The sequence below is a fragment of the Dactylosporangium sp. CS-033363 genome, from assembly GCF_050942475.1.
Classification (GTDB): domain Bacteria; phylum Actinomycetota; class Actinomycetes; order Mycobacteriales; family Micromonosporaceae; genus Dactylosporangium.
Window position 1 is genome coordinate 7407113 of sequence record NZ_CP192032.1, and the last position, 19907, is coordinate 7427019.

Consider the following 19907-nt stretch of genomic DNA (forward strand, 5'->3'; position numbering starts at 1 on the left):
CCGGACTCCGGCGAACAGGAGTCAGGCCGGCGCCGGGCCGCACACGAAGCGCGGCTCGGCGTCGTAGCGCCAGGTGAAGCGCTCGCGCCGCACCTCCTGCCCGTCCCGGCTGAACACCCGGTACGCCTCCTGCGTGAACCCCTCCGCGCCGGACGTCGGGTTGCAGTCGGACTCCTGCAGGTACTCCGTCTTCGGCTGCACGAGCTTGGTCTTCGGGGCATAGACGGTACTGATGTCGAAGCGTTTGGTCCCGTAGAGCGTGACCGTGATCGAATCGTCCCCGGTCGCGGTGTCGATCAGGATGCCGCTCGGCCCGTCGTTGCGCACCCGCAGGTCCAGCGAGGGGAACACGACCGTCGCCTCGATCACGGCCGGGTAGCGGTCGAAGTAGTAGCTGTGCGGGTGGTGCTCGACGTCCTCCAGCCCGGCCAGGTAGGCGGCGTTGAACAGCGTCGTCGCGACCTGCGACACCCCGCCGCCGGAGCTGTTCTTGATCTTCCCGTCCTCGATGCCCGGGGCGTCGACGTAGCCCTTCGCGTGCGTGCGCGCCCCCACCCGCCCGTTGAGCGAGAACGTCTCCCCCGGCTTGATCAGCATGCCCCGCAGCGCCTCGGCCATCGTGCGGATGTTCACCACCCGCGGCTGCCCCGGCTCGAAATGCGTGGTGAACGTGCCGATCGGCGTGCTCACGCCCATGTTTGCCAAAGCAGCAGCGGTGGTACCGGCGGCAGCCGGCACCATCGGCACCTGCACCCGGCGCGGGGTCGCCGTCGAGCGCAACGCGTCGAGCAGGCGCGGCGCGGCCAGGTCGACCTGGCTGCCCTCGGCCTCGGCGCGCACCACCGGGCGGCCGTCGACGATCTCGAAGCGGGCGTCGGCCGCCGGGATCTCGACGCGGGCGAAGGCGGCCGCGGCGGACTTGCGCAGGGCAGCGGCGTCGAGCGCGGGCACGATCCGCCCGTCCGGGCCGGACTCCAGGTGCAGCGCGGCCGCGATGCCGGTCGTCGGTACCGTGACGTCGCCTCTGGGCGTGGCCAGCACGAGCGGCGCGGCCACCGCGGGCGTCGCGAGCCCGGCGACGAGCCGGTCCACGTCCGCCTTCGTGTCGTGCGGCACCAGGTCCACCACCGGGAACTCGAGCACCTGGCGGCGCAGCCAGCCCGCCTCGGTCAGCCGCGCGGCCTGGGCGCGATCGAGACCGCGGCCCTGCTCGGGGTACACCGGAAGCGGGCGCAACCCGTCGAACCGCACGGCCGGCAGCACCGGGGCATCGCCCTGCGCGCCGAGGTGGTCCATGAGCGCGGCGAAGAGGCGGTCCGCGTCGACGCGCACGACCGGCTCGACGTCGGCGTGGCCGAACGGGATCGGCCTGGCCGCGCCCGCCCGCTCGACGGTCGCCGCCACGTCGAGGGTCAGCCCCACGGCCGCCGGGTCCAGCACGGCCGCCTCGGTGCCGACCTTGACCGCGACCGGCTGGTGCAGCCGGCCCGCGACCGCCGCCTGGAGCGCCGCCGCGGCGTCCTCGCGGGACCGCCCGCCGATGTCGACGCCGAGCACGTGCACGCCGCGGTTGACGGCGTGCGCGTACGCCCGCAGCGCCGCGAACCCCGGCAGCACGACGAGCAGCGTGACGGCGATCACCAGCCGCCGCCGGCGGACGGCACGGCGGCGGCGCACCAGCGGCGGGACCACGGGCCGCGCCCGGAGCTCGGTAGCCATGGTGATACCGTGCCCGATTTGTACCCTAAGCTGCCAAAGGTCGGCCTTGATGTCCCCGAAAGTGTCACCGTCTGTGCCCGTCCGTGATCCCGCCGGAGGGCGTTGTGCCGTCTCCGGGCTCCGGCAACGACACTGACGACGCTCGCTGGCAGGATGTATGGGTGCGTCAGTTCCGGACCCTGGCAATGCGGGTGCGCTCGCCCGAGGCGAGCGCGGCGCTGACGCATGCCGCCGAGCGCATGGGCCTGCCGGTGGCGCAGCTCCCGGGCGACCCGGCCGAGGTCGACGGCCTGCACTCCGCCGACGGGGTCGCCTGGCGCGCGGCCGGCGGCTACCTCACCACCCTGATCGCCGGCGGCGCCGACGTGTGCCTGTCGGGCGCGTCCCCGACCTGGTTCGCCGCGCTGCCCAAGGACGTGACGGGCCGTGACATCCGGCTCGTGAGCGTCGGCGAGGCGCCGGACTTCGTCGGCCCCCGCCCGGCCGTGGCCAAGCTCGCCGACGAGAAGCACCCCGCGTTCTCCGCGGCCTGGGTCCGCAACGCCGACGACCTGCGCAACCGCCTGCGCACCGCCCGCCTCCCGGCCGACTCGACGCTCATCATCATGGACCACTGGCTGGACCTGGCCTCGGAGTACCGCGTCTTCACCATCGGCCGCCAGCCCGTCGCCTGGTCCCCGTACCTCGTCGAGGGCGAGGAGTGGAGCCCGTCCCTGCGCATGCACCGCGCCTCCTGGCACGACGAGGCCGCCGCGTTCGTCGCGCTCATGCTGGCCGACCTCCCCGAGCAGGACGTCCCGCCGACCGCGGTCATCGACGTGGGCCGCACGGAGACCGGCGAGTTCGCCGTCCTCGAGGTCAACAACGTGTGGAGCTCCGGCCTGTACAGCTGCGACCCCGACGGCGTCCTGCGCGCCGTCCTGGCCGCGAACGACCCCGACTGCGACCCCCGCTGGCGCTGGCAGCCGGCCCCGGCCCTCGGTGCCTGACCTCCGCGCCCGCCTGCGCGTCGGCTTCCACTGGCGCGGCGGCCCAGACGTGGCGTTCGCGGACATCACGGAGTGGTGGCGCGATCCGGCGGTACTGCGGGAGCTCCCACCGGCCGTGGCCGCCCTCGTCCCCGGGGAGCCCACGGTGGTCCTGGGCCCGGCGTCCCGCGGGACGCTGCTCGGCGCACTGGTCGCGGCGCACCTGGGCGTGGGGCTGGTCGAGGTCCGCAAGAACGACCGGGTGGCCCTGCACTCGAGCTTCTACGCGCACCGGACCCTGCCCGAGGTGTACCACGAGGGCGGCGCGGTCCTGTCCTTCCGCCGCGCCCTGGTCCGCCCCGCCGATCGCGTGCTGTGCGTCGACGACTGGATCGAGAGCGGCGCCCAGGCCCTGGCCATCCACGACATGGTCACGGAGATCGGCGCCACCTGGCTGGGCCTGGCGTGCGTGGTCGACGACCTGGGGGACCGCGCGGACGTCCGCTCGCTGTTGGGCCTGCGCGCGCTGATGACGGCCACCGACCTGTACTAGACGATCATCCACCGCCGCCGCCGAGGCGCCCGAATCCCGTGCCGCGCAAGCACTCCACGCGCCTTGGCGTGATCGGAGGCGGTACACCCGGGCGTGATCAGCATCAGGTGCGCGAGCGACTCCTCGATGGTGACCACGCGCCCGGCGGAGACGGCGGCATCGAGCCGCGCCCGCACCAGATCCCGCACCTCACGCCGATGCTGCGGCTCCCGATAGGCCAGCGTCACCAGCGCGAACAACGCCGCGTCGCAGACCCAGTCCTCGACCCCGAACGCGAGATCGAGCAGCACCTGACGGCGTGCGGCATGATGGAGCATCCCGAGACAGACCCAGGGCCCCAGCAGCCGGTACCAGTACGTCGGCGTCGACCGCGCCAGGTTCTTCCACCGCTGCGTATCGGGCGGGCCGGGCAGATGCGCGAGCAGCCCGAGCAGCTCGTCGAGCGCGAGCTCCCCGAGCGGCGCCGCCTGCAGGTACCCGGACAGCAGCGACGGCCACGTCTCCTCCCCGACGGCGTGCAGCGCGGCGACCGCTTCGGCGGACGGCTCGCCCACAGCCGGGACGGGTCTGACGCCGTCGTACCGCCAGATCGCGTACTTCCCGGGCCGCCGCACCGGGACGCGGATGTCGGGCTCGGGAAACGCCCGGGTCTCCACCTCGACGTCGCCGACGACCTTGCGGGCCGCGACGAGGGCGGACGGCGGCTCGGCGGCGGACTGCACGATCCGCCGCACGTCGACGGTCTCCCCCTGCGCGCGCTGAGCGGCGATCTGGTTGGCCGCGAGGCAGATCGACTCGCCGGGCATGGGCACCCAGTTGAGCCACGGCTTCGTCGACCCGGCCATCGCGAACACCACTTCGGTCATCCCACACGGATGCGGATCGTCGACGATGGCCACGAGATCGGCCACATCCCCGCTGCTGCGGAACCGCAGCCCGCGCCGAGCCGCCTCCCGATGCGGAAACTTCCGATCCTTGGCCAGCCGCCGCAATTCCTCGTCGACATCCTCCGTGATCATGGCGCGGAGAATAGTCCTCCCCCACCACGAGATCCCATGTGGGCGCCGGCGATGTGGTGGGACCATCGGGTGGTGGGCAACTCGCCGGAGAAGGCGCGGCGCAGGCAGCTCCGCGACGCGTACAAGAACGCGGACCGCGCGGCCGGTGCGGCGCTCATGCCGCTGGACGCGGCGCAACTGCAGAGCCTCGTCGAGTTCGTGGACGGGCGACTCGCGGCGGAGGGCTGTGACCACAGCACCCGGCACGCCGAGCGGTGGGCTCGCGACCACGGGGTCGAGTGGGACGCGTTGCGGGGCGGGCTTGCGGAGTTCGGCGGGTACTGCGACTGCGAGGTCGTCCTGAACTGCGGCCCGGAGGAGGTCTTCGGGTAGCGGCGCCCGGCCAGGCGGCACGTGGCGATGGACGGTTGCCCGACTCGGGCGTGATCGAGTCCAATAGATCCCGTGACCGGGAGTCGGGACGTGGGCGGGTTCGCCGCGCTGCGTGCCGTCGGGTTCGAGCCCGTCCGGCCGGTGAGCGGCACGGCCGTGTTCCTCGTCGGCCCCGGGTTCGCCACCTGCCGGAACCGGACGCTGAAGGTTCCCGAGACCGATGACATCTCCGTGCAGTTCGAGCGGCACATTCGCCGGGTTGCGCTGGACCGGATGCGGCGGCAGTGCGTCGAGGCCGGCGGGGACGGGGTCATCGGCGTCGAGCTCGCGGTCCGGCCGTTTCTCGACGGGGCCGGGGCGGACGGCGACGAGACCCTCGAGTTCGTGGCCACCGGGACCGCGGTGCGCCTGGCCGGGGTGGCGCGGCGGCGGCTGAAGGAGAAGCCGTTCACGGCCGGGGTCAGTGCGGCCGAGCTCGCCAAGCTGCTCCAGGCCGCGTGGATGCCCGTGGCCGTGGTGCTCGGCGTCGGCGTCAAGGTGGTGCACGACCGGGCCACCGAGCTCGAACAGTCCTCCGTCGACAACGTGGAGCTCAGCACGGCCACCAAGCTGGTGCGCGCGACCCGGGCCGCGGCGCGGGATGCGCTCGGGCGGGACGCGGGGCTGGCCGGGGCGCACACGGTGATCGAGCACGCGGCGAGCCTCAAGGTGTACGAGGAAGCCTGCGAAGTCCCCCGCCGGCAGGACAGCTTCGTCGCGACCGCCCGCGGGGTCGAGATCGAGCCGGTGGACCGGATCGCCGTGGCGACCATGACCGGGACCGCGCTCGTGCGGTTGCGCAGGCCGATCGGGGCCGTCGGCGCGCGGCCGCTGTCGATGATGCGGCTGGATCGGGATCGTCGGACCGCTGTGAACTGGAGGCAGGCGCCATGACGCTCGACCCGGCTGAACTCGGGGTGCCGCAGGACGCGATCGATCGGCTTGCCGAGCTGAAGCCCGACCGGGCCGGGAAGATCTTCACGTCGGACCTGACCGTGAACGAGTTCCTGCTCGTGAAGCAGGCCGGGTTCACGCCGCTCGGACTGGTGCTCGGCACGTCCGTGTACCACTGCGGCTTCCAGTTTCGCGGCTGGTCCCGCAACGCGGAGCTCGACGTGCTCTCCCAGGCCATGTACCACGCCCGCGAGCTGGCCATGGCCCGCATGCAGGCGGAGGCGGCGCTGCTCGGCGCGGACGGGATCGTCGCGGTCCGCCTCGAGGTCGACTTCAAGGAGTGGGGCAACGACACCGCGGAGTTCCTGGCCGTCGGTACCGCCGTCAAGGCCGACCCGGACACGCACTGGAAGCCCAAGACGAAGCGCCCCTTCACGTCCGACCTGTCCGGGCAGGACTTCTGGACGCTGCTCCAGGCCGGCTACGCCCCGCTCGGCATGGTCATGGGCGTGTGCGTGTACCACGTGGCGCACCGCACGTTCGGCAACGTGCTGGCCAGCATGGGCCGCAACGTCGAGCTGCCGCAGTTCACGCAGGCGCTCTACGAGGCCCGCGAGCTCGCGATGGCCCGCATGCAGCACGAGGCCGAGCAGCTCGGCGCCGAGGGCATCGTCGGCGTCGACCTGACGCAGCGCAACCACTCGTGGGGCTCGCACACCACCGAGTTCTTCGCCATCGGCACGGCAGTACGCCCACTGCGCGCCGACCACACGATCCCGACGCCCCAGCTGGTGCTACCCCTGGACTGAGCCCGCGCGGGCTAAGCGAAAACGACGAGGTCGTTGGCGCTGCGCAGCACCGGAGCAGAGGACCACACCGCCGCGTCGGTGTTGGTCGTGCCGAGGACGTGCAGCGTCACCGACTCGCCCGGGAGCAGGGTCACCAGCTGGCGGTCGACCGTGGCCGCCGGGTCCACCCGGTCCGGGAACAGCGCCAGATCCCGGACCAGCGTCTCCGCCGTCAGGTGAAGGTCGACGCCGCCGGGCACCGCCGTCGTCCTCACCGAAACCTTAGCGGCGGGGTACGACAATTCCGCGTCCTCGCCGGAGAACCAGAACGCCCGATCACCGCCGTCGCCGTCCGCGACCAACAGCTGCGAAGTGGAGGAAGAGGAGGGGGAGGAGGAAGAGGACGAGGAAGACGCCGACGCAGCCAAAGAAGCCGGCAGCGCGATCGTCGAAGCGCCGCCCGCCGGGACGTCCAGCGTGAGCGTCACGTCCGCCACCACAGCGCCGTCGAAGGTGACGCGACGCACGGCAACCGTGGTGCTCCAGGGCGACGGCGTGTCGTTCACCGCGACCAGAGCCAGGCCACCGTCGCGCGGCTGGAAGGTGAGGAGGCGCTCGGCGTACACCCGGCGAAGGGCGAACCACAAGGGCTTGCGCCGGCCGTCGCCGTCGATCGCCGACCACGACGTCACGGGCCAGTTGTCGTTGAGCTGCCAGACGATGGTGCCCATGCACAGGGGCTTGAGCGACCGGAAGTGCTCGATGCCGAACGCGATCGCGCGGGACTGGTTGAGCTGCGTGGCCCAGAGCCAGTCGTCGAAGCCGGTCGGCGCCGGGAAGTGCCCCTCCAGCCCGCGGGCCAGCTTGTCGTTGCCGCCCAGCGCCTTCTGGTGGTGGGCCACGCCCGGGGACTGCGGGGTCAGCGGGTCGTCCGAGACCGAACGGCGCAGCGTCGCGAAGGCGGGCGGGGCCTGGAACCCGAACTCGGCCACGAACCTGGGCCGGTACGTCGCGTAGTGCCGGTAGTCGTGCGTGTTCCACACGTCCCAGATGTGCATCGTGCCGTGCGCCGGGTCGTTCGGGTGCAGCGCGGGGTCGCCGGAGTACGGGCTGCCCGGCCAGTACGGCCGGGTCGGGTCCAGCTCGTGCACGATCGACGGCAGCACCCGCAGGTAGAAGCCCTCGCCCCAGGTCCGGCCCTCGAGCTCGGCGGGCCAGCCCCAGTCGTGGTACCCCCAGATGTTCTCGTTGTTCCCGACCCACATGACCAGGCTCGGGTGCGGCATCAGGCGCACCACCTGCTCGCGCGCCTCGGCCGCCACCTCGGCGCCGATCGGGTCCTCCTCCGGGTAGGCCGCGCACGCGAAGGGGAAGTCCTGCCCGACGAGCACGCCGAGCTCGTCGGCGATCTCGTAGAAGTCGTCGCTCTCGTACCGCCCGCCGCCCCACACCCGCAGGTAGTTCACGCCGGCCTCGACGCCCTGGGTGATCCGCTCCCGGTAGCGCGCCCGGTCCACGCGCGTCACGAACGCGTCGTCCGGGATCCAGTTCACGCCGCGCACGAACACCGGCTCCCCGTTGACGCGCAGCACGAACCGCGACCCGTCGGCGTCGGCGGCCGTGTCGAGCTCGACGGTGCGGAACCCGATCCGCCGCTCCCACACGTCGCCGGCGACGGAGACGCGCAGGTCGTAGAGCCGGGCGGCGCCGTACCCGCGCGGCCACCACAGCTCGGCGTCCGGCACCTCGACGACGACCGACGCCGAGACCTCACCGGCCGGCACCTCGACTTCAGCGGCGACACCGCCCACCGAGACGCCCAGGGCCACAGCATCCTGGGCGGCGCGCTCCAGCGACACCAGCACCTCGACCCGGCCGGTGGTGCCGTCGAGGGAGACGATCGGCCGCACCGAGGCAAGCCGGGCCACCGACCAGGAGTGCAGACCGATCGGCTGCCAGATCCCCGCCGTCACCACGGTCGGGCCCCAGTCCCAGCCGAAGTTGCACGCCATCTTCCGGATGTACTGAAACGGTTCAGGATAGGCGTTCGGCCGCACCCCGAGCGCGTCGCGCACCCGCTCCGCGTAGTCGTAGGCGGAGTCGAACCGCACCGTCAGCTCGTTGCCGGCCGGTCGCAGGAGCGAGGAGACGTCCCACCGGTACCCGCGGTGCTGGTTCGCCGTCCGCCCGACCTCGACCCCGTTCAGCGTCACCGTCGCGACCGTGTCCAGCCCGTCGGCGACGAGGTCCACGCGCTGACCGGCAACCGCATCGAAGGTCGTGGAGTACACCCAGGGGGTCTTCCCGATCCAGTGCAGCTCCTCCTCGTTCGCGTCCAGGAACGGGTCGGGAATCGCGCCGGCGGCGAGGAGGTCGGTGTGCACGCACCCCGGCACCTCGGCGGGGAACGGGCCCATTGCCAACGAGCGGACGGTCCAGCCCGAGTGGAGCGGACGCAGTTCGGACATCGTGGTGCTCCCCGACAGGCTACTGAACCGGATAAGTTCCTGCGACTGCACCCTAGCTCATCGCTTGGGCGGGCGGGTGGACTGCCGGGTGGTCAGCGTCCCGGGCGGCAGCACGAGCCGCGTCTCGCCGCCCCCGCCGATGGCCGTGAGCAGGGCGCGCGCGGTCAGCTCGGCCTGCAGCGCGGGCACCTGCACGACCGCCGTGATCTCCGGCACCGTGATCTGGCACAGGTCGGAGTCGTCCCAGGCGACGACCGAGAAGTCGTCCGGGACCGAAAGTCCCATCTCGTGCGCGACCTTGAGCGAGGCGGCGGCCATGACGTCGTTGTCGAAGACCAGCGCGGTCGGCGGCTCGGCCAGGCTCAGCAGCTCGCGGGTGGCGCGCATGCCGTCGGCGGCGCCGTAGTTCGTGTACACCGCGCGGTAGTCGACGCCGCCGACCGCCGCGGCCGCTGAGGTGTAGGCCGCGTCGCGCTGGACCGTGTGCAGCAGTTCGGCCGGGCCCGCGACGCGGAAGACCGTGCGGTGCCGCAGCGCCCGCAGGTAGCTCACGATCGCGTGCGCGGTCCCGGCCGTGTCGGCGTCGACCGAGCTGAGCCCGGCCAGGTCGAAGCCGTCGAGCCCGGAGTCGCCGCCGCCGATCACCGCGGCCGGAAGCCCGATCTCGCGCAGGGCGGCCGGGCGCGGGTCCCCGTGCCGCAGGTCGGTCAGGATCACGCCGTCGACGTGCCGGCCGCGGTACCACCGGCGGTACACGTCGAGCGTATCGGCGAAATCGTCGACCAGGTGCAGCACGAGGGCCACGTCGTTGCGGTTGAGCTCGGCCTCGACGCCGCTGAGCATCTGGGTGAAGAAGGAGTCGACGACCATCACCCGCGGCGGGCGGACGAGCACCAGGCCGACCGCGTTGGCCCGGGCCGTGCCGAGCGAGCGGGCGGCGATGTTCGGCGCCCAGCCCAGCTCGTGCGCGGCCGCGAGCACCCGGGCCCGGGTCTGCTCGGAGACGCCGGGGCGGCCGTTGAGGGCGTAGGACACGGCGGCCTCGGACACGCCGGCGTGCACGGCGACCTGCCGGATCGTCACCCGCCCGCCCTGCTGCTCACCCGAAGCTGTCATTGATCGGCACCCTACAACAATTACTTCGTCGCCCCGGCGGTGAAGCCGTTGTAGATGAACCGCTGCAGCGCCAGGAACACGACGAGGGTCGGGATGATGACGAGGATGACGCCGGCCGAGATGACCTCCCACTGCGCGCCGAACGGCCCCTTGAACCGGAACAGCGACGTGGAGATGACGCCCAGGTCCTGCGACGGCATGTACAGGAACGGAATGTAGAACTCGTTGTAGATGGCGATGCCCTTGATGATGACGACGGTGGCGATCGCCGGTTTGAGCAGCGGCAGGATGATCCGCCGGTAGATGGTGAACGCGCCCGCGCCCTCCAGCGCCGCCGCCTCGTCGAGTTCGGTCGGAATGGAGCGCAGGAACTGCCGGAAGATGTAGATCGAGATGATGTCGGTGCCCAGGAACAGCGCGATCGCCGACCAGCGCGTGTCGTACAGCTGCAGCGTGTCGACCACCTTGAACGTCGCCACCTGCGTCGTCACGCCCGGCACCAGTGTGGCGAGCATGAACAGCGCGATGACGAGCGTGCGCAGGCGGAACCGGAACCGGTCGATCGCATAGGCGGCCATCGACCCGATCAGCACCGTGCCGGCCAGCGACACGACCAGGATGATCGCGGTGTTCACGAACCCGCGCAGCATGTGGCCGTCGTTGAACGCGACCGCATAGTTGTGCAGGTTGAACCAGTCGTGCGGCGGGTCGAACGGGCCTGACGTGGCGAACTCCTGATGCGTCTTCAGCGAGGCAAAGACCAGAACCAGAGGCGGCAGCAGTACCACCAGTGCCGCCCCGATCAGCGAGAGGTGCTTGAGCGCTCTCACGACAGCGTCACCTTCTCGTCCGGCGCGATCCGGCGCTGCAGCCAGGTCACGATCAGGATGATGACGAGCAGCACGACGGCCATCGCGGAGGCGAGCCCGAACTTGTAGTACTTGAACGCCATGTTCACGGTCTGAATGACGAACGTCTCGCTCTCGTTGGCGCCGCCGGTCATGATGAACGGAATCTCGAACACCGACAGCGAGCCCGAGACGGCCAGGATGAACGAGAGCCCGACGACGGGGCGGATACCCGGCAGGATGATCCAGCGGAACTGGGCCCACCGGCCGGCGCCGTCCAGCTCGGCCGCTTCGTACAAGTGCGGCGGTATCGACTGGATCGCGCCCAGGAACAGCACGAAGTTCAGCCCGAGATAGCGCCAGACCGAGGTGCCGGCGAGCGAGTAGTTCACCACCGCCGGGTCGCCGAGCCACTGCTGTGACGCGCCGCCGAGCCCGACCGCGCCCAGCGCCGAGTCGAGGGTGCCGCCGGGCTGGAAGAAGAACAGGAAGATCATGCCGATGGCGACGCCGTTGATGAGGTACGGGAAGAAGATGAAGCCCTTGTACACGTTGCGGAACCAGGTGCTGAAGCTGAGCACGGCCGCGAAGTACAGCGCGAGCAGGATCTGCACGACGGACCCGGCGACGTAGTACAGGCTCACCTTCAGCACCCCGAACAGCTCCGGGCGGGTGAAGATCTCCACGTAGTTGGCCGGCCCCACGAACTCCTTCGTGGGGCTGAGGCCGTCCCAGTCGGTGACGCTGTACCAGAACATGTTCGCCACCGGGATGTAGGTGAACACGATCAGGAAGAGCAGCGGCACCGACAGGAACGCGTACGGGGTGAGCCTCCTCATCCGAGCTTGGCCCGGGCCGCCGACCACTTCTTGTTGAGGTCGGCGAAGATCTGGTCCTTGGTCTGGTTCTTGGCCCCGCGGGCGGCGTCGACGATGCCCTGGCGGTACTTGCCGTCGTAGAGCGCGATCTCGGCCGCGTTGCCGATCTTGTCGGCCCGGCCCTCCTTGCCCTTCGGCGCCGGGTTCAGCTCCAGCAGCTCGGTCTTGGCCGCGGTCAGGTCGGCCAGGGTCGACGGCATCGCCGCGCTCTTGAGCGTCGAGACGCCGCCCTGGTCCGTGGCGTAGTTCGACTCGTCGGTGAACCAGTCGATCCAGGCCCGCGCCGTCGCCTTGTTCTTCGAGTTGATGTTGATGGCGTTCTTGTAGTCGCCGCCGATCACCGAGTAGAACTTGCCGTTCGTCTGGTGCGGGAACGGCCAGTACCCGATGTCGTCCTTGCTCGTCGCCGCCTGCTGCATCTGCACGATCGACCACGACCCGAGCACCATCGTGGCGATCTTGCCGGTGCCGAGCAGCCCCTTGGACTGCTCCCAGTTCGTGGTGGCCGGGTCCGGCTCGGTGAGCCCGCCCTTGACCGCGTCGTAGAGCAGCGAGTCGAGGATGCAGTGCTCCTTGCCGGCCGCCCACGGCGCGTCGTCGTCGGCGAGCTTCGTGGCCGCGTCCGGGTCGCCGCTGATCGCGCCGCGGGCGCCCTCCCACTGCCCGAGCGGCCAGCCGTCCTTGTAGTTGGTGTACAGGGGGATCGCGCCGGTCTTGTCCTTGATCGCCTTGAGCGCGGCCAGGAACTCCTCGGGCGTCTTGGGCGGCTCGGTGATCCCGGCCTGCGCCCACACCTTCTTGTTGAGCACGTACCCCTGCGCGTTGCCGGTGATCGACAGCCCGTAGACCTTGCCGTCGAACGTCTGCTCGGTGCGCACGAAGCGGTACTTGTCCTGCAGCTCGTCGACGGTACCCAGGGGCTCGAAGAACGACTTGAGCTGGTCGGCGTTGACGGAGTTCGGGATGAGCAGCACGTCGCCGTAGTTCTTGGTGTTCATGCGGACCCGGACCTCGCCCTCGTAGTCCGTGATCGCCTCGAACTTGACGGTCGTGCCGGGGTACTTGGCCTCGAACTTCTTCTTGTAGTCCTGGAACACGGTGTTGACGATGTCGGTGCGCTGGGTCAGCACGGTGATCTCGCCGCCGATCTTGCCGTCGCCGGACCCCTTGTCGCTGCCGCCGCAGGCGGTCAGGCCGGTCAGCGCGAGGCCCAGCACGAGCAGGCCGATTGCCTTCCTCATGGCTCCACTACTCCGCTCGAAGGTTGTCGATGTCGAAGGTGCCGCCGCCGGAGAACCAGAGGTAGACCACCCGCACGTCGGCCAGGGCGGTGCCGTCGCAGGACATGGCGGTCGCGAGGTCGATGGAGACGGTGGTGGTCGTGTCCGGGTTCACCCAGCCGAACGTGGACTGGCACCAGGTCCACGCGTCGCCGGTCTGCACCGCGATGCTCGTCGAGGTGCCCGCCGCGGCCGTGCGCAGCTCGTACTTCAGGCTTGCCTTGCCCGACAGATCGAGCTTGGCCGGCAGCGGCGCGATCCCGAACCAGCCGCCGTCGATTGATGCCACTTGGAGGCCGGCTGCCCCCTGCGGGTGGAACTCGCCGGTCTGCGCCACGGTTCCCGCGTTGACCTGCCAAGAGCCAGGAGCGAAGCCGTCGGTACCGTCCTCGAAGCCGGCGATCAGCAGCGGATCTCCCGGCCGGGGCCGGACGGTGACGTCGATCCGCGCCGTGTTGGACGTGCGGCCGGCCTCGTCCTTGATGGTGTACGTCGTGGAGGCGCGACCCTGGAAGCCCGCCGCCGGCGTGAACGTGACCGCGCCGGTGCCCGCGTTCAACGCGAACGTGCCGCCCGGGGTGGTGGTGGACTCGAGCCGGATGCTGGAGGGCCTGACCCGCGTCCGGTAGGCGATGTCGTTCGCCGCCGGCTGCAGGGTGACCGCCTCGTCCCGCAGCGTCTGCGCCGTGTCGTCGTCGGCCACGGGCGGGCGCGACCGCTGACCGTGCCGCAGTTCGTCAGCGGCGTTTCCGATGGTGGTGCAGACTGGGTCAGGCCTTTTTTCTGCGCAGTACACCGTGAAGCCGTCGTAGTCCGGATAGTTGGTGCCGTCGTCCTGGACTCCGGCGAGGATCCAGTAGAGGAAGCCGTCGAGGTTGTCGCGGACGGCCTCGTCGAGCCACGCCTTGTAGACCACGTTGCGGGTCGCCTTGTCCTTGATCCCGAACTCGCCGAGCATCACCGGCTTGTGCACCCGCGCGGCAATCTGGGCGTGCGTGCGGATCCACTGGGTGCCCCAGGCGGCGTCCTTGCCCCAGCCGTCCGGGTACAGGTGGAACGAGGCCAGATCGACGCCCGGCAACGCGGCCAGCGCGGCCGAGTCGACGCCGTCGGCGCAGTTGGTCGTCCAGTCGGAGCCGGCGCGGTCGGTGCACAGGAACCCCTCGTCCCCGACCCCGACCAGGTGGTGCCGGTCGACGCCGTGGATGAAGCGGGTCATGTCGTCGGCCCACGACACGAGCGTCCGATCGGTGCAGCCCGCCGACCGCGGCAGCTGCCCGGACCCACCACAGCGCGGCTCGTTCGCGAGCTCCCACGCCAGAACCGTCGGATCGTTCTTGTACTGCACGCCGGTCAGCGAGTTGGTCCGGTTCAGCACGTGCGCGACCCACTCCTGGTACCAGCCCCGGACCACGGGATCGGTGTAGAAGTCGTCGTGGTACTGCCCGCCCCGCCACTTGACGTACTGGTCCATCCCGCCGAAGTCGCTCCAGTTGTTCGTGAGCGGAATGACGAGCCGGATGCCTTTGTCGTGCGCGGCCTTGAGCACGTAGTCGAGCCGCTGCAGCCCGTCGGGCCCGTCGTTGGCCACGGGCTTCGTGCCGTCAAAACTCAGGAACGACACCCCGTTCTGCCCCGACTCCATGAAGCCCCAGGTGCGCACCACGTTGAACCCGGCCGCCGCCGCGTCCCCGAGCACGTCGGCGGCCATCGCGCGCGACTGGTAGTGCAGGTAGTAGTTGTTGGTCCCGGCAAACCGGAACGCCTTCCCGTCGAGCCGCAGATCGTCCCCTTGCCGCGTCACGAACCCTTTGTCGCTCGTGGCTTCTTGAGCCGAAGCGGTGCCGCCGGAGGCCAGGACGCTGACCGCGGCAACGGCAAGCGCAAGCAGTCTTCGGTACATCGGTGGCCAACCTTTCCGAGGGGAGGGCGGGCGCCCACGGAGTTGCAACGTAGTCAGCACCGTGCATGCGTCAACGAGCCCGCGGCCGCCCCGCAGATCAGCCCCGGGATCGCCCCGAAACTTCCACCGACCACCCGCGCCATTAACCGCTTAACCAGCCCGACGATACGAGCCCCACAGGAGGCAGTCAAGAACTCCGATCCCCCGCCGACTGCGATCGGTTACCCGCTTCAGCTTCGGGTGGTGGTCTCCGGCAGCGCGGTGCTCAGCGCCCTGGCCCGCACGGCGCTCCCACCGCAGCGCGCGGCGGTGCTGGGCGAGTGCCTGGTTGGAGTCCGCCCCATCGTCTGTCACGGGAACGGCGAGATGGGCCGGGAACGCGTCGGGGGCCTCGGCGAACGCGACCCGGGCCGCCTCCACCACCTCCCGGCCGAACAGGAGCCGCGTGACCCCACCGGCCAGGGCGCCGACGCCGTACTCGACCGCCGCCTGCTGCTTCCAGCTCAGCCCCTGCCGCACGGCGTCGACCCGCCCGGTCTGGATCGTCCCGACCAGGCCCTGCGCCGGGCCCCCGTCACCGCGGCGCCGTGTGCGACCTGCTTGGCCACCGCCTTCGCGGCCTGCTTCCCGGCCTGCTTGGCCGCCTGCCGCCCGGCACTCTTGGCCCCGGCGGCCGCGGCCCCCACGCCGGGAATGAGCGCGATCCCCACGTCGGCCACGATCGCCGCCGCGGCCACGACCCCGCCGGCGGTGGTGATGGCGGCCACGTACTGCCGCTCCAGCACCTGAATCACCTCGGCCGGCGACGCATCGGGATTCCGCCGCCGAGCCCGCAGCACGAACTTCCGGGCGATCGCATGCCGAACGCCGACCGCCCGGGCAATCTCCCGGCCGGCGTCGGCGTCGGCCAGCTCGACCTCGAACGTGCTGTCGTCCGTCACGCGTCGATTGGAACGGAACCGAACCTGGAACGACATACCCGACCGGCCGAACCCGCCTCCGCCGCCCGTCCTTCCAACCGACCACAATGGAGCGGTCAGGCCGACGGCAGCGAACCCGTCGGCTGGAGGGTGCGCCGGAGCCAGTGCGTCGGCGCCGGGGACACTCCCCCGCCTCGCAGGGTCGACTCCTTGTAGCGGTCCGTGTCCTGGTGCCACTTCAGCACGCCCGCCAGCCAGTTCTCCAGCTCCCGCGCGTACCGGGACAGCGACTCCCGCGCCGCCGCGTTCAGGGTGAAGTGGTCGGCCACCAGCGGCAGCTCGGTCCGGGCGATGTGTTCGAACTGCCGCATGCGCTCGTCCATCAGGTCGCGGACGATCGACGCCGCCGTGTCGCGGTCCACGGACAGGAAGTGCTGGACCACCAGGACGATGTTGTGGACCTCGCCGTCGAATTCCACCTCCTTCTGGTACGAGTACAAGTCGTTCACAAAGCACGCGTGATCAGCAGCGGCGTTGTTCAGGTTCTGCAGCGGGCGGGAGTCGAACAGCGCGGCGGGCAGGTCGTGTTCGTGGGCCAGGCGGGACAGGCTCATCGTGAGGTCCGAGCCGAACGTCCGGCGGCGCATCTCGATGTAGTCCACCGGGTCCGGGATGCGGCGCTGGCGGTTGTTGTCCAGCTCCCACAGCCAGCTCGTCAGCATCGACTCGATCGCGGCGCGGAACCGCGCCGCGCCCGCGGCGCTCATGGCGGGCGGCCACAGCGCGGCCAGGCCCGCCTCGACCGGGTTGGCGGGAACCACGGGCGCGCCGTCCATGATCTGCGAGAGGCGCGCGACAAGCAGGCGGGCGGCGGCCGGGTCGGGTATCTGCGGGAAGTAGTCGTCGGCGTAGGTGCCCCAGCTCAGCCAGCGCGTCCCCAGCACCAGGGCGTCCGCGCTGCCGTCCGGGTCCAGGCCCGCGGCGCACACCGCGAGGTCGATGCCGGCCAGGCTCTCGCGGGTCCAGACCATGGTGAAGAAGCCGACCTGCTCCGACCAGTCCAGGACGTCCCGCCGGGCCAGGTCGAGGTGGCGGTTCTGGCGCACCTGGAACGGCATGTACAGCGCGGGGATCGGCAGGTGGCCGGCCGGCGCCGGAGCAAGCGCCACGCGGCGCAGGCGGGAGTGCCAGCCGAGGCGCGCGGCCGACGTGCCGAGGCCGAGCGGGCCGCCGAGCTGCGTGGAGCGGGCGCCGCTGTTCATGTAGCGGCTGGAGCGCATGTGCCACTCGTGGCCGCCGGCCTGCCAGTCCTGCAGGCCCTGCGCGTACTTGAGCACCCGCGCCTGTTCCGCCGGGTCCAGCGCGAAATCGAGCAACAGCGCGGGCAGCTCCGTCACAACAGTGTGCTCGAACTGCTGCAGGCGCGAGGTCAGCAGGTCGTTGGTGGCCTCCGCCGCGCGTTGCGGGGGGTAGCCCAGGAAGCGCTCCAGCACGAGCACGCAGTTGGCGAGCTCGCCCTCCTCCTGCGTCTCCCGCTGGTACGAGAACAGGTCGTTGCGCAAGTGCACACCGTCCGCGAACGTGTCGCGCAGGACGTGCAGGGGGCGGCTGGCGGCGACCCGCGCGGGGACCTCGGCGCCGGTGGCGTGCTCGACCAGGTTCGCCGACCACGGGGCGCCGCCGACCTTGCGGCGCATCTCGATGTACTCGATCGGGTTCGACACCCGCCCCGCGTTGATGTTGGCCAGTTCCCACAGCGACTCGTCCAGCAGGTTGCGCGTGCTCTCCGCGAACCGCTCCCGCCAGTCGGACGACATCGCCGGTACCGTCCGCGCCCACAACTCGGCCAGGCCCGCCTCGACCGGATTCGTGGGAGCCGGCGCCTCCGCCGAAAGGAACAGCCGCAAGCGGTCCAGGTACGCGCGGGCGCCGGCGAAGTCCTGGGTGCGCTTGTAGACCTCGAGGAAGTGGTCGTCGAAGAAGAACACCCACACGTACCAGTCGGTGACCAGGTCCAGCTCCGCCGGGTCGCACTCCGGATGCGTGTACGCGCACAACAGCGCATAGTCGTGCGCGTCGAAGTCGGTCCCGTCCCACACGCCGGAGCCCTCGAGCATGCCCATCGCCCGGGCCCACGCCTTGGAGTGGGTGCGGGCGGTCTCCAGCGCCGGGTTCAGCCGCGCCGGGTACGGCGTGTAGAACTCCGGCAGCTGGAACGGTTGCGCAGTCACGAAAACCAGACTCCCTAGGATGCCGCGCCGTCGTCGACGACGCTGGAGAAGACCTCGACGGTGACGCTCTCGCCGCGCTGGAACGGGTACTCCAGCTCGTACACGGCGAAGAGCATGAGCGCGGACATGGCCGAGAGCATGGCGACGATCGCGAGGTACTCGCCGCTGCCCTTCACCCCGAACATGAGCGCGTTGGCCAGCGTGAGCACGTCGCCGACGATCAGGGCCAGCCACATGACCTTCGGCAGCCCGGCGCCGGCGGCGGCCAGCCGGGCGTCGCGGTTGACGACGAGCTCGCGCAGGGTGGCCCGGGCCTCGGCCTGCCGCGCGGCCGCCGCGTCGTCGCCGTCGACGACCGGCAGGTCGACGCTGTGCCACAACTGCGCGATGACGCCGCTGCCGGCCTTGCCGACCGGGTGCCCGGCGGCCATCGCCGGCCATTCCTGCTGTTCGACGATCTGGGTGTACCGCGCGAGCTGCGCATGCATCGCGGCGTTCCCGGCCGCGGGCAGGGTCTCGGCGTACCGGTCCAGGTCGACGACCGCGCGGGCCTCGGCGCGGCTGCTGTTCTGCGCCGCGTCGCCCGCCTCCCAGACGCTCACGATCACGAACGTCATGAGGATCGCGTACAGCACCCCGATGATCGCGAACGCGATGCCCGCGACGTCGTTGTTCTCCTGCCGGTCCGCGACCGGCACCCAGCGCTGCACCGCGAGCCCGAGCACCACGGCCACGGCGACCGCGACGGCCACCACGACCAGCCCGCCGACCAGGATCTGCCCGTTCACGAGGCACCCCGGGATATGGTGACATCGCGCAAAAGCCGCAAATCGACCATAGGGGATTTCATGCTGCGACCCTTAGCCGCCGCGCTCCTCCTCGCGCCGACACCGGCCCCGTCCGCGACCGTCCTGCCGCCCGGGCTGGTCTGGGTCGACCAGGCACCGGGCACGACCGGCTCGACGCTGCACGCGGTCGACGCGCAAGGACAGGAGCAGAAGACCCGCATCCGGTACGCCCTGAACGCGATCGCCTGCACGCCCGACGGCCTCATCACCGGCCTGGCCACGGAGCTGGACGGCAAGCGCCTGCCCCAGGCCCCGCACCTGGTCCGGGTCAGCACCGCCGGCGCCGTCGAGGACCTCGGCCCCGCCCCGGACCGCGCCGCCCTCGCCAAGGGGTACGGCGCCGCCGCCGTCGGTGACCACCTGCTGGTGAGCACCGGCGACAGGCTGGTCGGCATCGGCGGACCGGGCACGTACGCCCTGCCGGAGCTCCCGTACACCGGCGACTGGGCCACCGACCCGCGCACCGGCGAGCTCGTCTCGGTCCTGGCCGTCGACGACGTGGCCCGGGTCGTCCGGCTGCGCTGGGACGCCGGCACCGGAGTCTCCGCCGTCGACCTGGAGCCGGTCCCGACGCTACCGCCCAGCTCCGCATACGGCGGCGTGGCGGTCCTCGCCGACGGCTCCATCGCGGCGATCCTCAACCGCGACGCGGGCCCCGGCGCCGGCCCGAGGACCGGCCGGAAACCCATGTCGAGCGCCCTGTTCCGGATCACCGGCGGCAAGGCGGAGCAACTCGCCGACCTGGGCGCGGTGACCTCATCGGACGCCGCAACCTGCCCCGTACAAGCACCGCCGGCAACGACGGCCCCGACAACGGCAGCGCCGACGCCCTCGCACAGGCCGACGCCAAAACCAAAGCCCGTCAAGGCACCGATCGAGTCCCCGGCACCGATCCCGAGCCTGTCACGGGCACAGCACCGAATCCCGGAGCCGGTGGTGCTGGCCGCCGCGTTGGAGACCAGGCACAAGGTCGGCACCCGGTACATCCCCGTGGCCGGCGCGATCATGGTCGCCGCCGTCGCCGTCTCCAGGCTGGTGCGGCGCGGGCGGCGATAGTGCGGGC

At 71.2% G+C, this 19907-nt stretch carries 18 protein-coding genes; 6 read left to right on the plus strand and 12 right to left on the minus strand.

What is annotated here, in order from left to right; translation table 11 throughout:
• Window positions 1–21: 21 nt before the first annotated feature.
• Window positions 22–1719, minus strand: coding sequence for a VanW family protein (locus ACQPZ4_RS34285; RefSeq protein WP_433044992.1), 1698 nt, complete (start codon window positions 1717–1719; stop codon window positions 22–24).
• 161 nt (window positions 1720–1880) lie between these two features.
• On the opposite strand from ACQPZ4_RS34285, the gene ACQPZ4_RS34290 reads away from it, so the two are divergent.
• Together ACQPZ4_RS34290 and ACQPZ4_RS34295 are read left to right on the plus strand one after the other, a co-directional pair.
• On the plus strand, window positions 1881–2708 hold the full coding sequence (locus ACQPZ4_RS34290; RefSeq protein WP_433044995.1) for an ATP-grasp domain-containing protein: 828 nt from the start codon (window positions 1881–1883) through the stop codon (window positions 2706–2708).
• Window positions 2701–3240: a phosphoribosyltransferase family protein gene (locus tag ACQPZ4_RS34295; protein ID WP_433044998.1), complete on the plus strand. Its 540-nt coding sequence runs from the start codon at window positions 2701–2703 to the stop codon at window positions 3238–3240. The genes ACQPZ4_RS34290 and ACQPZ4_RS34295 overlap by 8 nt, the downstream gene beginning before the upstream one ends.
• On the opposite strand, the gene ACQPZ4_RS34300 is transcribed toward ACQPZ4_RS34295, so the two are convergent.
• The gene (locus tag ACQPZ4_RS34300; RefSeq protein WP_433045001.1) at window positions 3237–4259 is read right to left on the minus strand and encodes a hypothetical protein; all 1023 of its coding nucleotides are present in this window, start codon (window positions 4257–4259) and stop codon (window positions 3237–3239) included. The genes ACQPZ4_RS34295 and ACQPZ4_RS34300 overlap by 4 nt on opposite strands.
• A 72-nt stretch (window positions 4260–4331) precedes the next feature.
• On the opposite strand from ACQPZ4_RS34300, the gene ACQPZ4_RS34305 reads away from it, so the two are divergent.
• The 3 genes from ACQPZ4_RS34305 to ACQPZ4_RS34315 all read left to right on the plus strand — a co-directional run bounded on the left by ACQPZ4_RS34305 (window position 4332) and on the right by ACQPZ4_RS34315 (window position 6373).
• A complete protein-coding gene (locus ACQPZ4_RS34305) occupies window positions 4332–4631 on the plus strand; it encodes a DUF2695 domain-containing protein (protein ID WP_433045004.1) in 300 nt (99 codons plus the stop codon).
• 72 nt (window positions 4632–4703) lie between these two features.
• Window positions 4704–5564: a heavy metal-binding domain-containing protein gene (locus tag ACQPZ4_RS34310; protein WP_433045007.1), complete on the plus strand. Its 861-nt coding sequence runs from the start codon at window positions 4704–4706 to the stop codon at window positions 5562–5564.
• Window positions 5561–6373, plus strand: a complete 813-nt coding sequence (locus ACQPZ4_RS34315; protein WP_433045010.1) for a heavy metal-binding domain-containing protein — start codon at window positions 5561–5563, stop codon at window positions 6371–6373. The genes ACQPZ4_RS34310 and ACQPZ4_RS34315 overlap by 4 nt, the downstream gene beginning before the upstream one ends.
• Window positions 6374–6384: 11 nt before the next feature.
• Here ACQPZ4_RS34315 and ACQPZ4_RS34320 read toward each other — a convergent pair whose 3' ends face one another.
• From ACQPZ4_RS34320 to ACQPZ4_RS34365, 10 genes are all read right to left on the minus strand, one after another.
• The gene (locus ACQPZ4_RS34320) at window positions 6385–8820 is read right to left on the minus strand and encodes a glycoside hydrolase family 2 protein (protein ID WP_433045013.1); all 2436 of its coding nucleotides are present in this window, start codon (window positions 8818–8820) and stop codon (window positions 6385–6387) included.
• 57 nt (window positions 8821–8877) lie between these two features.
• Window positions 8878–9936, minus strand: coding sequence for a LacI family DNA-binding transcriptional regulator (locus ACQPZ4_RS34325; protein WP_433045016.1), 1059 nt, complete (start codon window positions 9934–9936; stop codon window positions 8878–8880).
• Window positions 9937–9956: 20 nt separating this feature from the next.
• On the minus strand, window positions 9957–10766 hold the full coding sequence (locus ACQPZ4_RS34330; protein WP_433045019.1) for a carbohydrate ABC transporter permease: 810 nt from the start codon (window positions 10764–10766) through the stop codon (window positions 9957–9959).
• Window positions 10763–11623, minus strand: a complete 861-nt coding sequence (locus ACQPZ4_RS34335) for a carbohydrate ABC transporter permease (RefSeq protein WP_433045022.1) — start codon at window positions 11621–11623, stop codon at window positions 10763–10765. The genes ACQPZ4_RS34330 and ACQPZ4_RS34335 overlap by 4 nt, the downstream gene beginning before the upstream one ends.
• A complete protein-coding gene (locus tag ACQPZ4_RS34340) occupies window positions 11620–12903 on the minus strand; it encodes an ABC transporter substrate-binding protein (protein ID WP_433045025.1) in 1284 nt (427 codons plus the stop codon). Before ACQPZ4_RS34340 ends, ACQPZ4_RS34335 begins: the two co-directional genes overlap by 4 nt.
• A 7-nt stretch (window positions 12904–12910) precedes the next feature.
• A complete protein-coding gene (locus ACQPZ4_RS34345) occupies window positions 12911–14746 on the minus strand; it encodes a cellulase family glycosylhydrolase (RefSeq protein ID WP_433045028.1) in 1836 nt (611 codons plus the stop codon).
• A gap of 249 nt (window positions 14747–14995) precedes the next feature.
• The gene (locus ACQPZ4_RS34350) at window positions 14996–15364 is read right to left on the minus strand and encodes a hypothetical protein (RefSeq protein ID WP_433045031.1); all 369 of its coding nucleotides are present in this window, start codon (window positions 15362–15364) and stop codon (window positions 14996–14998) included.
• Entirely contained in the window at window positions 15349–15786 is a 438-nt protein-coding gene (locus ACQPZ4_RS34355; protein WP_433045034.1) for a hypothetical protein, read from the minus strand. The genes ACQPZ4_RS34350 and ACQPZ4_RS34355 overlap by 16 nt, the downstream gene beginning before the upstream one ends.
• A gap of 95 nt (window positions 15787–15881) precedes the next feature.
• The gene (locus ACQPZ4_RS34360; RefSeq protein WP_433045037.1) at window positions 15882–17996 is read right to left on the minus strand and encodes a terpene synthase family protein; all 2115 of its coding nucleotides are present in this window, start codon (window positions 17994–17996) and stop codon (window positions 15882–15884) included.
• A gap of 14 nt (window positions 17997–18010) precedes the next feature.
• A complete protein-coding gene (locus ACQPZ4_RS34365) occupies window positions 18011–18784 on the minus strand; it encodes a hypothetical protein (RefSeq protein WP_433045040.1) in 774 nt (257 codons plus the stop codon).
• Between the two features lie 60 nt (window positions 18785–18844).
• Here ACQPZ4_RS34365 and ACQPZ4_RS34370 point away from each other — a divergent pair, with 60 nt between their 5' ends.
• The gene (locus ACQPZ4_RS34370; RefSeq protein WP_433045043.1) at window positions 18845–19900 is read left to right on the plus strand and encodes a hypothetical protein; all 1056 of its coding nucleotides are present in this window, start codon (window positions 18845–18847) and stop codon (window positions 19898–19900) included.
• Window positions 19901–19907: the final 7 nt, after the last annotated feature.